The organism is Bacillus sp. FJAT-49736, assembly GCF_018343615.1.
Classification (GTDB): domain Bacteria; phylum Bacillota; class Bacilli; order Bacillales; family Bacillaceae_C; genus Margalitia.
Window position 1 is genome coordinate 121875 of sequence record NZ_JAGYPI010000003.1, and the last position, 13264, is coordinate 135138.

The 13264-nt window shown below is 35.9% G+C and carries 13 protein-coding genes; 8 read left to right on the top strand and 5 right to left on the bottom strand.

Going from position 1 to position 13264, the window contains the following annotated elements:
- Window positions 1-55: 55 nt before the first annotated feature.
- Entirely contained in the window at window positions 56-1168 is a 1113-nt protein-coding gene (locus tag KHA87_RS16690) for a 3D domain-containing protein (RefSeq protein WP_213095317.1), read from the bottom strand.
- Between the two features lie 458 nt (window positions 1169-1626).
- Here KHA87_RS16690 and KHA87_RS16695 point away from each other — a divergent pair, with 458 nt between their 5' ends.
- The 3 genes from KHA87_RS16695 to KHA87_RS16705 all read left to right on the top strand — a co-directional run bounded on the left by KHA87_RS16695 (window position 1627) and on the right by KHA87_RS16705 (window position 4681).
- On the top strand, window positions 1627-3471 hold the full coding sequence (locus tag KHA87_RS16695) for a PAS domain S-box protein (protein WP_213095318.1): 1845 nt from the start codon (window positions 1627-1629) through the stop codon (window positions 3469-3471).
- A 191-nt stretch (window positions 3472-3662) separates the two neighbouring features.
- Window positions 3663-3971 carry an ArsR/SmtB family transcription factor gene (locus KHA87_RS16700; protein ID WP_213095319.1) on the top strand — a complete coding sequence of 103 codons (309 nt, stop codon included), beginning with the start codon at window positions 3663-3665 and terminating at the stop codon, window positions 3969-3971.
- Window positions 3972-3976: 5 nt separating this feature from the next.
- Window positions 3977-4681 carry an SRPBCC domain-containing protein gene (locus KHA87_RS16705; RefSeq protein WP_213095320.1) on the top strand — a complete coding sequence of 235 codons (705 nt, stop codon included), beginning with the start codon at window positions 3977-3979 and terminating at the stop codon, window positions 4679-4681.
- 102 nt (window positions 4682-4783) lie between these two features.
- Here the strand turns inward: KHA87_RS16705 and KHA87_RS16710 are convergent, their stop codons facing one another.
- The 3 genes from KHA87_RS16710 to KHA87_RS16720 all read right to left on the bottom strand — a co-directional run bounded on the left by KHA87_RS16710 (window position 4784) and on the right by KHA87_RS16720 (window position 7597).
- Window positions 4784-5785: a DUF3231 family protein gene (locus KHA87_RS16710; RefSeq protein ID WP_213095321.1), complete on the bottom strand. Its 1002-nt coding sequence runs from the start codon at window positions 5783-5785 to the stop codon at window positions 4784-4786.
- A gap of 149 nt (window positions 5786-5934) precedes the next feature.
- Window positions 5935-6915 (bottom strand): DMT family transporter, encoded by a 981-nt coding sequence (locus tag KHA87_RS16715; protein ID WP_213095322.1) that lies wholly within the window; start codon window positions 6913-6915, stop codon window positions 5935-5937.
- Window positions 6916-7048: 133 nt separating this feature from the next.
- Window positions 7049-7597: a DUF3231 family protein gene (locus KHA87_RS16720; RefSeq protein WP_213095323.1), complete on the bottom strand. Its 549-nt coding sequence runs from the start codon at window positions 7595-7597 to the stop codon at window positions 7049-7051.
- Window positions 7598-7769: 172 nt separating this feature from the next.
- On the opposite strand from KHA87_RS16720, the gene KHA87_RS16725 reads away from it, so the two are divergent.
- Complete coding sequence (locus tag KHA87_RS16725) at window positions 7770-8936, top strand: MFS transporter (RefSeq protein WP_213095324.1); 1167 nt, start codon at window positions 7770-7772, stop codon at window positions 8934-8936.
- Between the two features lie 244 nt (window positions 8937-9180).
- Here KHA87_RS16725 and KHA87_RS16730 read toward each other — a convergent pair whose 3' ends face one another.
- On the bottom strand, window positions 9181-9939 hold the full coding sequence (locus KHA87_RS16730; protein WP_213095325.1) for a TrmB family transcriptional regulator: 759 nt from the start codon (window positions 9937-9939) through the stop codon (window positions 9181-9183).
- 321 nt (window positions 9940-10260) lie between these two features.
- Here KHA87_RS16730 and KHA87_RS16735 point away from each other — a divergent pair, with 321 nt between their 5' ends.
- From KHA87_RS16735 to lipA, 4 genes are all read left to right on the top strand, one after another.
- A complete protein-coding gene (locus KHA87_RS16735) occupies window positions 10261-10755 on the top strand; it encodes a CBO0543 family protein (RefSeq protein ID WP_213095326.1) in 495 nt (164 codons plus the stop codon).
- A 3-nt stretch (window positions 10756-10758) separates the two neighbouring features.
- Window positions 10759-11223: a CBO0543 family protein gene (locus KHA87_RS16740; RefSeq protein WP_213095327.1), complete on the top strand. Its 465-nt coding sequence runs from the start codon at window positions 10759-10761 to the stop codon at window positions 11221-11223.
- Window positions 11224-11285: 62 nt separating this feature from the next.
- The gene (locus KHA87_RS16745; protein WP_213095328.1) at window positions 11286-12122 is read left to right on the top strand and encodes a lipoate--protein ligase family protein; all 837 of its coding nucleotides are present in this window, start codon (window positions 11286-11288) and stop codon (window positions 12120-12122) included.
- Between the two features lie 13 nt (window positions 12123-12135).
- Window positions 12136-13089, top strand: coding sequence for a lipoyl synthase (lipA, locus tag KHA87_RS16750; RefSeq protein WP_481748376.1), 954 nt, complete (start codon window positions 12136-12138; stop codon window positions 13087-13089).
- Window positions 13090-13264: the final 175 nt, after the last annotated feature.

Here is a 13264-nt window from a genome sequence, read left to right on the forward strand (position 1 = left end):
GATAGAGAAAAACGGTTTAACCATAAAGCTAAACCGTTTTTTATATAAAATTAATTTAATTTAATATAATAATTTTGACTGTTCTTCGTCCAAAAGCAACCGCTGCTTTATGGGAAGGCATGAGTACATCAATTCGGTGTCCAACAATGGCACTGCCTGTATCGCCAGCAATGGCAACGCCATATCCTTCCACCCAAACCTTGCTTCCTAATGGGATAACACTAGGATCAACTGCGATTAATTTCATGTTAGAATTTTTCTGGATATCATATCCTAATGCTGTGATATGCCCCTTTGTATCTTGATAACTATAGGCTGTAGCATTCATATAGAGTTCGATTCCTTCTGCGGGCTGCTTTTCCGAACCAGTATTTTGCGGAACAGTCCTCGACATTACTTGAGCATTTGCTTGTTCTTTGCGAATATTTTCCCGCATATGGCTAATTTTGGATTCAATGCTGGATTTCTCATTTTTTGCTTCTAAAATATCTTGATTAATATTTTTATATTTTGCCTGAAGAGTGCTGATCACTTTTTGTTTAGTATTTAAGTTAGCTTGAAGCTTGTCATAGTTATCCGCGAGTTTTTTTCGTTCAGCAGTTAACGTCTTTTCTTTTTTCGTAATTTCTATTTTGTCCTTTTCGATCTGCTTAAGATCTTGTTTTTGCTGATCAAGGATTTCATTATCTGCGGAAAGCAGGGTGGAAATAGCATTAATTCGGTTAACGAGATCATCGAAGCTTTCTGAGTTGAGTAATGCATCAAGTACAAAACTGACTGTACCCTTCTTTTGGAAGGCAACCAATCGCTTTTTTAATATACCCTTTCGTGCCAGCACCTGGTCTTCCAACTGGACAATTTCTTCCTTCTTTTTTTCGATAATCTGGTTAACAGATTTGATATTATCCTGAATCCTTGTTGTATCCTCTTTATTTTTCTGAATTAAAGCTTTGATGGACTCCCATTCGCTTTGTACACCTTGAAGCTCTTCATTAACGGACTGTTGTTCCTTTTCTTTTTCTGTAATAGCATGTTGATTATTCCGTAAATTTTTTTCCATGTTATGTAAGCTATCCGCATTTGTCTTTGCCTTGGCGGCTATTTCTGAGGTGGATATACAAAGTGTAGCAGCAGCTATTACTAATATGCCCCGTTTAACTATTTTCATAGCTAACCTCCTATTCTGTAGTAAAGTTATAACATATGAAGGTTAAGACCTGATTACAATCCTATTACTCTTTATTACTTTTAAATGTCATATATATTTATAAGGTAGAATTTTCAAAAAAATAGTGTGCAATTATGAAAATAAGTTGCTTAAATAGGAAACGAAATCTACAATTAAGGTAAATAGTGGATGATGAGAATTCCCTTTTGAAAGAATATGTATCAATACTGCTTTTTGAATATCAATTGAGGCTGTTTTCATATAGATTTTTGTATTTCGCATATAGTTATGAATCCTAATCTAGGCTTAGTTTAGATGCATCATTTCTTAATAAGTTTATTGATTCTTAAACTAAATAAGGATGTTCTATAAGTTTTCTTCTAAAAGCAACATAGTTTAAGAAATGTGCCTTGATAAATTCACTAGAAATTCACTAGAAAGGGACTGAATAGAGAAAGATGGACAGTTCTATTGTAGCTTTAAAAAAAGAAAAACGAATTTTACTAGATAACTATTTAAATGAGAGTCTGCCAAGCTATGAAAATATATATAAAGAGAATGAAGACGCTATCTATGTTTTAGATTTAGATGGATATTTTATGAAGGCGAATCCGGCTTGCAAAAAAATTCTAGGTTTTTCTGAACAGGAATTAAAGAATATAACCTTTCAAATGCTTGTTCCAGTGGAAGACTTACATAGAGTTTTTCAGAACTTCCACGATGCATTTGAAGGGAAAGTTCAAAATAATGATTATAAGATAATCAATAATGGCGGAAATGAACTTTTTCTAAATGTGACTTGCCTACCAATTTGTGTGAAAAACGAGGTAGTAGGTTATTTCGGTATTGCAAAGGATATAACTTCACTAAAAAAGAAGCATGAAATATATCGAATAGAACAAGAAATCCATAGGTTTTTAACAGAAAATGCAAAGGATTTAATTATCCGAACGGATATCGAAAATAATATTTTGTATGTATCGCAGTCAAGTGATTTTATTACAGGATATTCTCCTGAGGAATTACTGCTCAAAGATCCATATACAATCGTTCATTATTATGATAGGAAGAAACTGATTAAGAACAGGAAAGAATTGATTGAAAATGGTGAAAGCCGCAGTACAACTTTCCGCTTACGAAAAAAGGATGGTACATATATTTGGGTGGAGTCTGTATGCAGACCATTAAAAGACCCGGCTACAAACAAGGTCCGTGAAGTAATAAGTGTATTAAAGGATATTACGGTTCAAAAAACTGCTGAGGATGAAGCGAGACAAAGGGAAGAGATATACAGGAACCTGGTTGAAAATTCACCAGATGCAGCCTTACTTGCCGCAGGCAATGAAATTTTGTTCATTAATGACACTGGAGTTCATTTACTTGGGGCTACTACAAAGGAAATAATTTTAGAAAAATCCCTGCTGGATATCATTCATCCTAACTTTCATTCCATTGCTACCGAACAAATGAATTCCAACGAAGACAAGACGGAGTTTATGGAATATAAGCTTGTTCGATTAGATGGAAGTGAAGTTGATGTAGAAATGAAAGGTATTTCAACTGTCTATCAAAATCGGCCAGTGAGACATATAATTTTCCGCGATATAACGGAGAGAAAACAAACACAGGAGCTTCTATTAAACTCTGAAAAGTTGTCTGTTGCAGGTCAATTAGCCGCGGGCATCGCCCATGAAGTTCGCAATCCGCTTACTGCGATTAAAGGTTTCCTTCAACTGCTACAATCGGAGCCTTTAACTCACTCAAACTATTTTGATATCATTGGATCGGAAATTGACCGGATTGAGCTAATCCTCTCAGAGCTATTAGTTCTAGCAAAGCCTCAAGACTTAAAATTTGAAATGAAGAAATTGGTTGTCATTATAGAGCATGTAAAAGCTTTGATTGATACTCATGCTATTATGAAAAACATTGTAATTAACACATACTATGAATGTGAAGAGCTAATGATAAAATGTGACGAAAATCAATTAAAACAGGTATTTATCAATCTTTTGAAGAACTCCATAGAGGCAATGCCGGATGGCGGTACAGTAACGATAGAAATGAAGAAGCACGGTCCGGATAAAGTAAAAATGTTATTTAAGGATACAGGCAACGGCATTCCAGAGCACTTGCTGAAAAAAATAGGTCAGCCATTCTTCACTACCAAGGAAAATGGCACTGGGCTTGGCTTTATGATTTCTAAGCAAATTATTGAAAACCATCAAGGAACGATCCATATTTGGAGTGATTCAAAAGGTACTATTATTGAAGTGATTCTTCCAATAAATCTATATGCGTAAGTATGAACCCCTTTGAATGTTAGACAAAGGGGTTTTATTTTATTGATATATAAAGGGCTATTTTTAAGTATGACAAGATAAAGAAGAAGACCGTCTTTTGAACTTTTAAAAAATAATATTGACAAATGATGGATAGCATCTCATCATATAACCATAAGGTTATATGATGTTGTGGAAGGGGAAAAACTCTTATGACGGACATATACAGGGCATTAGCTGACCCTCATCGACGCAGAATATTGCAAATGCTATCACAACACGAACGAACTCAATCAGATTTGGTTGCAGCCTTTCCGATTTCACAACCCGCAATAAAAAAGCACATTGCTATTCTAAAAGAGGAGGAGCTTATTGAAGAAAGAAGACAAGGGAAGTTTGTTTTTTACCGATTAAACGAAAAGGTATATCAATACCATTTTGAAAAGCTTAAGCATGAAATGGAACTTGTATTAGACGATAAGCTAGGCAGACTTAAAAATTATTTAGAAAAAGGGGAATGATTACAATGGAAAGGCAATCAACGGCAGTTAAACGTGAAATAATTATTCATGTATCGCCAGAAAAGGTTTGGAAGGCATTAACGATTCCAAGCGAACGGAACAAGTGGGAAACTAGGAATTGTAATCTTGAGTTAAAAAATGGTGCGGAAGCATTCTTTGATTATGGCTGGAATTCGACCTATAGTTGTAAGGTAAAAGAATTTATCGAGAATGAAAAGCTAGTATTTGAAGGCGAGGATAATCAATTAACAATATGGACTCTAGAGAGTATGGGTAATAGTACAAAAGTTTCCATTGAATATACTGGACTTTGGATTGGAGATCTTGGTCATTATGAAATGGATAATATGGCCTTCGGCACATATCAACTTATGAGGAATTTAAAAAGTACCCTGGAAACTAGAGAAGATATACGGCCGACCTTCTGGAAAAGCTGGATTGGTGTCCTGCATACAACGATACAAAAGGGCGAAATAAAAGGAACAGAAATTGTCCGTGTGAAGGAAGCAACACCTGCGTATGATGTATTGAAAATAGGAGATATAATTATAGCAGTGGATGGTCAGGCGGTTCACTCGCATGATGATTTTGAAATTTATGTAACTGAAAAGGGTTCTGGGGAGGTTGTGCATGTAAATATTTTAAGAAACAAAAGAGAAATCAAATACTCTATTAAAACGGTTCCTTTTGGAATGACTGGATTAATGTGATAAATAAACAAAATCATGAAGCTAAATAATTACAGCATACTAAAAGCTTGGTCTTATTATAAAGCCAAGCTTTTAAAGGTTATTAAGCGTATGATGTTTTTATTATTCCGCAAGTTTTTTTCGATTTGGAGCATGGGGTGGTTCCTCAAACCATTTTCTATCAATTAGCAGGTCCATTCCTTTTTTTCCATACTGCATAATTTCAATTATAAGTTTCGAGTACTCCATTGTTAAATCAAACCTTGCTGTAGCGGACAATGCGTGTCCCAAGAAAGTTAGCGACGTCGAGTTTAAAATAGTAACTAAATTTAATATTAATTTCTCTGAAAATGGAGAAATTGTGGATGTTGATATTTCTGTATTAACCATACTTACTTGAGGTAAGTCTTCTTTCATTAGAATATTGTTCAAAAATACGATTTGCTTTTTTGTCAGCTCTTTTCCCTTTATTAAATACTTTTTAATCTCTTCATCCTTTACGATTTGGATGAATCCAGTAAGTAAAATTAATCCGAAATAATTTCGCTCAATTGTAAAGAAAATTTCCGTAAGTTCTAAAACGTTTAAGGGTCTCTCGGATTCGAAAAATTTGGATAAAAAAGGTTCTCTTTGTGTTAAAAACTCAACGTGATCCGGATATGGAATAAATGCAGGACGGTCATAAGTTCCCATATGAATACTCAAACGAATTGCTTTGTCAAACAGCTCATATGAACTATTTAAGCAATTAGAAAAGAACATACGAACATCTTCACGTGCCATTCCTGTTACCCTCCAAGCGAAGCTGTCCACCGATAAACTACTCATACTATACACAAAGCTTAATGGAAAATAATTCAAAAACAAATTGGGTGCAGATAAATCTAAATCATCATCAGTGAATCCAGTAGGAATGGGAAATTTCTCTTTAGTAAATATGTCTCGGATCTCCTTCAATCTCGATTCGGATAAATTCAATGAGTCCGATACTATAGATTTTATATCCCCTTCATCTAAGTATTTTAGCATATGCTTAGACATACAAATGGACATAGATTCACTAATATATGTAGACCATAACCCGCCTATTTCGGGAGCAGTTAAACCAACCATATGGTCACTCATATTTTCAGCCTCCTTAATTTAAAATTACTATTCCCGCATTTTAAACAATCTATGTAAAGGAAAAAACAGAGCTAATGGGTAAAAAGTACAAAATAAAACCACCGTTTTGAAAAAATAACGGTGGTAAAGTTTTATCCATTATACTTATTCTAATTTCCTGCAGAATAAATATTTTCTGACAAGCTATTTCTACGTGTAATCTGTGCCACATAACTATGCAATATCATGCCGATAATCACTACAACCATACCTATCCATGACATAATGGATGGATTTGGAATTGACAAGAAAAGGAGTTCGCCAATTAAGGTAAAAAGCACTTCCATAGATTGTGTAGCTTCTACAGAAGCAAGCTTTTGCATATTCCCTCGAACTAGATCGGTAGCTTTGAAAAACAATACGGTGGCGAATACTCCCGAACAAAGAGCAACCAATCCTGATTGCAGGGTTTGACTAGGGCTTGGCAAACCATCTGTGAAAAGGCCGTATATAGATAATACAAACCAGAGAGGAAGGCTTGCTAATGTCATACCTAACACCCGTTGGTAGGCATCTAAACGGCCCATGCAAATATCCATCATTTTTCGATTACCTAGTGGGTAGGCAACGGATGCAATTAAGACGGGAAGGACTCCGAAAAGCACATTTTTCAACGATACATGCTTGGAGTGTTCAACCTGCATCAAAATGATCCCTAATAAAATGATGAGAGACATAAACAAACCATGAAATGGGATTTTGCCCCGCACCTTTATTGGCCCTTTAATAGTCTGTACTGTTTCAAAAAAGAGCGGCGTAAGAAGTGCTCCTGAAATGATAGTGATTTGCCAGGTTCCTGCAATTAGCCAGCCTGGTGAATAGGCAGCTGCAAAACATAGAGGTCCATAAAATAGTCCGAATCCTACAAAACTCCATAGCAGCCAGCTTCCAGGGCGTGTAAAAATCTCTTTAAAAAGAGCTCGAAGATTTCCCCGCAGCATTACAATACATAATAAAAATGGCACCATAAAAATATATCGGAGCGAAGCACTCCAAATCCAGCTTCCTCCGGATAAGTCCATCGCTTGATTTAATATAAAGGTAAATGCAAAAAAGAAAGCAGCACAAATACCAAGAATAATTGGCCGCAAGTTTCCACCCCCTCTTAGCTTTTTTAAGTAATGCACAGTAGTAACAATAATATTATATAAATATAGCTTAATCTAGTTTATCATTCAATAACATTTTCAGAATATTTACTCTAGTGAATGAAAAGAAGCTCCCCTAATAAATGGGAGCTCCTGGCGGGTAATAATAGGGAGGAACTTTTATCCACCCTCTTTTTCTCATTAATGTTTTGAAAGAGGCACCGTACTTTAATATTTCATATTGAATTTTTAATAAAAGCTCACATACATCGCTTCTGACCGCCATTGCCAATGTTTGTCCGAGCAATGTAATTTGCGCCGCAACCTTTACAGATACTAAGTTTGCCAGTTCCTCGTCGGTATGCTTGACACCAAGTGGGATAGAGTTTGGGTCGGATTTTGGCTTTTCTTCAGATGTTTCCGGTAAAGGTACGCCTTCTTTTTTAAAAAAAGCACGTAATTGTTGAGCAATATCTTTTGATGATTGCTCCCCATTAATGAAAGCATGGATTAAATCTGCGTCTGTTGTTGTGTTTAAGCCAATCTGATAAATGCAGATCCCCTCTTCAATCATCGTTAATAAAACCCAGAGATTCGTCACTTCACCAACATGGAGGGGATTTTTATTTTCCCGATCGATAAGAGTTTGAAAATGGTTTAGGGCAGATTCGAAAAGATTGGTCATAGAACATTAGCCTCCTTGTTAGAAAGTATTTTCTTCCGGACTGCGATTATACATCTTTTTATACCATTAATTATGTGATTCTCTATGTAAAAAATTCTCTCTTGATTTTTGTAGTTTTATGAGGTTACTATCGTAGTAGTAACTTTTTTACAGAGAGAATGGAGGTACTTAATTGAATTTTCGTGTATATATATTAGCCGTAGTTTCATTTGTTGTTGGAATGGCAGAGCTTATTGTAGGGGGGATATTGGATATCATCTCTAATGGTCTTACTATTTCTATCGGGAAAGCCGGGGAACTAATAACGGTATATTCGCTTGTTTTTGCCATTGCCAGTCCGGTACTGTTGACTTTAACAGCACGCATTGAACGGAAAAAATTATGTTTAAGTGCCTTAGTTATATTCTTTTTTGGAAATATGATTGCTTTTTTAAGTCCCAATTATTCGATGCTCTTCCTATCAAGAATCATTTCCGCTGCCAGTGGTTCCCTTTTAGTGGTTCTATGTGTAACAATCGCTTCTAGCATTGTGAAAAAAGAATTGCGTGCAAGAGCGATAGGGATCATTTTTATGGGCGTTAGTGGATCTTTAGTTTTGGGAGTGCCTGTAGGACTTGTTATCGGAAATCATTTAGGCTGGAGGTCGCCATTTTTATTTATAGCGGTTCTGACACTGGTATCGATGCTTGGAGTTGCTATGTTTTTATCTAAAATTGCTCCAAGGCCAGTTATGCCTTTACGCCAACAATTCCAAACTTTAAAACATCCGAAAATATTGTTCGCACAACTAACTTCCTTGTTGTTCCTTACGGGGCACTTAACTCTATATGCTTATCTTACTCCGTTTTTAAAAACCGTTTTACATTTAGATGCAACATGGATCAGCATTTTCTATTTTATCTTCGGAGTTTCCGCTGTTTTCGGTGGAGGGGTTGGTGGCTGGATGGCGGATAGATGGGGATCGAAGAAAAGTATATTGTCCATTATCGCCATATTTTCTATTGTCCTATTTATCCTTCCAAAAGTGACATTTTCAGTTGTTCTTTTTGTCATTATGATGATGATTTGGAGTATGTTAAGCTGGGCCATTACACCTGCACAGCAAAATTATTTAATTGAATCGGCACCTGGAACATCTGATATACAACAAAGCATAAATAATTCAGCTCTGCATTTTGGAATAGCGATTGGCTCTGTTCTTGGAGGAATGGTTATTAATGAATATTCAGTTGAATACAATGCTTCCTTTGGTGGATTGTTTGTTGTACTGGCGTTGATTTGTGCAGTAATTTCTATTACTAGAAGGGTTAATGTCAGCAATGAAAATCATAAAGCTTAATGATAGAATGAAGCAAAAAGGCAGAGGTAGTATCCTCTGCCTTTTCTATTTGGCAACAAGTTATTCTCGAACAGGACCGAGGATCCGTTATCGTGGCAAAAATCAGATGTTTTCAAGAGAATTTTATGAAATAACGGAACCTGTATCCTCCAAAAAATGTGAACTATGATAATATAAGAATCCTTTTTCTTTCAATTGCAAGCGGATCGTCAATATTACCTAAATAAAAGTAAAAAAGACTTTGCTAATACCGAAGCCTCATCAACAAACCTTTGATTTCTTCATCCTGCATTAATGTTTCTTCATATTTTTTGGTTATTTTGGCAAGAGCAACGTCATGATAAAAAAACTCTGCAAAAAATTTAACCAATGGTTTGGATTTGGTTGTAATGGCTTGCCATGCATCTTCCTCAACACCTGCAAACAGGATTTCTTCCTCATCAATAATAAACAGACGGTTTTTCTCCAACATACGATGTTCTTCATTGGGAGACAGAACAAAAAGGGAAGATAAAGGGGCATCCACATTTCCAACTACTAATGCTTCTACCTTTACACCAGATTGTTCCTTCTCTAACAATATTGGTAAATATTCATGGAAATCTTCCTGCCAAACGGATATACGGATGGATTGTTCGGCGTTCTGTAGCAGTTTCTTACATTGTGCAAGGATCGATGAATTTACCTTTAGACTCCAAACTCTATCATCTGTTAACTTTTTTTGATATGTGTGTCTCTTTAATTGTTCTAAATCTTGTTGGAACTCTCTAGTCAGCATCTCAATAACAGTATTTAATGGTAAAGCAGTATAAAGCTTTTTCTTTTCAGAAATAGAGTCCAATACCATTCCTTTTTCAATCATTCTCGTAAGTACCTCATATACCTTTGCCTTCGGTACGCCTGAATATTTTACAATTAAGGTAGCATCAAGCGGCTCGTTGCTAGCAGAAAGAACCTCATATACTTTACTTTCATATTGTGAAAATCCAAATTTTTGAAGCATTTTCCCGACCTCTTACTTTGTATTTATTAATGGCTCTTTTCTTAAACTATGTTGATTAGTATAGGAAAAAATCATGTATATGTGTTAGGAATCATCGCATTAAGAAAAGATGGCCCAAATGCATAAAGATTTCAATCATCAACTAGAAGCGACAATCTTTATGAAAAAGTGCCTATTAAAAATAATCATATTGGATTACTTATTATTTGTAAAACGAATATCTATTTGTCTTCCTTTATAATTGGTTCGATAGGATATTTTTTCTAATATTTCTGTGAACAAATGAACATAGTAATAAATAAAAGAAAGTAGTGATGGTCTATGAGTGTTTCCATCAATATTATGTGGATTGTTATCACCAAAATGATTGTAATACTACTCTTGATTTTTATTGTTCCGAAAACAAGAATTAGGGAAGCTTGTGTCAATTTTACATTTTTGCAAACTTTAACATGGGTCACGGGAGTGGTTTTGGCTCAATATGATATAGTGAAAAGTCCTTTTCGATTATTTCCAAAAGCAACGTCACAGAACTTTTTTAATGATTTTATTATTTATCCAGCTATTTCTGTACTTTTTTATTTTTTGTTTCCACACAAGAAAAAAAGAAATATTCAATGCTTTTTTGTAATTGCCTTTGCTTTTATGATCAGTTTGTATGATTTATCAGTAGTAAGTTTCACGGATTTGAAACGCTACATTCATTGGAATTTCATTAATCATTTTATCACTGCTGTTATTTTTAATGTAGGAGCGTTATGGTTTACAAAATGGTTTTTTAAGAAGCCTATTGGTACCAAAAAGGTGGAGCTATAAGCTATGAATATAAACACATTGATTGAATCCTCGGTTTGGATTATTTCCATTCTGCTGCTTTTCATCTTTGTTCCAAAAAGTAAAATACGAGAGGCATATATTAGTTTTTCATTTATGCAGCTTCCAGGGTGGCTGCTTGGACTAGCCGTTGTTCAATTAGGATGGATTGAATATCCCAGTCGTTTTTTTGCTCATGCAGTTCGGACAAGCTTTACATTTGAATTTCTGGCATTCCCAGTTATTAGTATCCTATTTAATATTCATTACCCTGTACAAAAAGGCTTCTGGATGAAAATGATTTATATTATTTTCTACTCAACTATTCTAGTGATTATGGAAATTTTGATTTTACATTTTACAGACCTCATTAAATATACCCACTGGAAATGGTATCTATCATGGATATCGATTACTCTCACCCTTTTACTTTCCTATAGGTTTTATTATTGGTTTTTTCGGGGGGCTTAAGGTTCATTGACAATGGAAATTAGAATGTTAAACTAAAAATGTTTGAAAAGGGATAATCGAAAATGGGAGCTGGTTTTACAGTGGGAGAAAAATGGCTTTTTCTTGATACCGGAATTAACTCTCCAGCATTCAATATGGCATTTGATGAAGTTCTATTAAATTGGCATAGTAGAGGAGAAATCCCCCCTGTTGTTCGTTTTTACGAGTGGAATCCGGCGGGCTTGTCGCTTGGCCATTTTCAGAAAACGGCAGGAAGAATTGATGTTAATGCTGCAAAAGAACGGGGAATTGGAATTGTCAGGCGTCCAACAGGTGGACTAGCGGTTCTCCATGATAAGGAGCTAACCTATTCTATTATCATTGATGAAAAACATGAGTTGATGTCTCCTTCTATTATTGAATCCTATCGGGTCCTTTCTCAAGGACTGTTAGAAGGCTATCGGTTGCTTGGTATTTCAGCTGAGCTGGCTATCCCAGATAAACCAATAGGCAAAACAGGAACTTCCGTATGCTTTGAAGAGGCATCCTGGTATGAATTGGAGATTGGCGGTAAAAAAGCTGCAGGCAGTGCACAGACACGTCAAAAAGGGGTTATTTTACAGCATGGCTCTATTCCGATGGTTATTGATGAAGATGATTTGTACAATCTTTTTATCTTCCCAAGCGAAAAAGTTAAGCTAAGAGCAAAAAATGCCTTCAAAGAAAAAGCGATATCCATTAATAGGATATTAGGAAGAGAAACAACGATCGAAGAGGTAAAGGATGCCTTTAAAGACGGCTTTAGAAAAGGGCTAAATATCGAATTTAATACATATGAACCACCGCAACAAATGATCGATGAAGCTCGAGTGTTGATGGAAGAAAAGTATGCTGCAGAAAGTTATACCTTTTATCGATAGGGAGTGTATCATAGTGGTCAATAAAAATGATGAATACTTAAGGAAACCAGAATGGTTGAAAATCAAATTAAACACGAATAAAACCTATACAGGACTGAAAAAAATGATGCGGGAAGAAAGGCTCCATACTGTATGTGAGGAAGCGAAATGTCCCAATATTCATGAATGCTGGGCTGTTCGGAAAACAGCGACCTTCATGATCCTTGGAGATCTTTGCACACGCGGCTGCCGCTTCTGTGCAGTAAAGACAGGATTGCCAACAGAATTAGATTGGGAAGAACCGGAGCGAGTGGCTAGATCTGTTGAGATAATGGGGTTGCGCCATTGTGTTGTTACAGCGGTTGCACGTGATGATTTAGCGGACGGAGGAGCGGCTATTTTTGCAGAAACAATTCGTGCTATAAGGAGAAGAGTCCCTTCTTGTACAGTAGAGGTGCTGCCTTCAGATATGAAAGGTGACTATGAGAGCCTGAAGACGCTAATGGATGCAAAGCCGGATATTTTTAATCATAATATCGAAACAGTGGAACGCTTAACAAAACGTGTACGTTCCAAGGCAACCTATCAACGCTCTCTTGAATTGTTAAAAAGAGTGAAGGAAATTAGTCCTCATACTCCGACCAAATCAAGCATAATGGTTGGACTAGGAGAAACAAAAGAAGAAGTTATTCAAGCAATGGATGATTTGCTTGCGCATCAAGTTGACATTATGACGATTGGACAATATTTACAACCTACGAAGAAGCATCTGAAAGTCGAGCGTTACGTTCGTCCAGAGGAGTTTGCAGAATGGAAAGAAATTGCACTTCAAAAAGGCTTTAAGCATTGTGAGTCTGGACCGCTAGTTCGTTCCAGCTACCATGCGGATGAACAGGTAAACAAGGCAGCGCGATTGCGACAAATGCAGGGTGAAGGAGAAGAGCCGGACCTTGTTATCAGCCAATATAAATCACAGTTTTCGAATTGAAAGTCAGGCATCTGCCTGACTTTTTTTGTATTAGATTACCCAATAAAAGTTTATCGTTTGAAATTACAGAATCCTTGGATTGCAGTTGTGCTGAATGGGTTTTTGTTTTAGGTAATTAGTCCTGATTCGCGTGATTAGTTGGTAAAATCGCGAGAATATCATTCATTTCCACGAG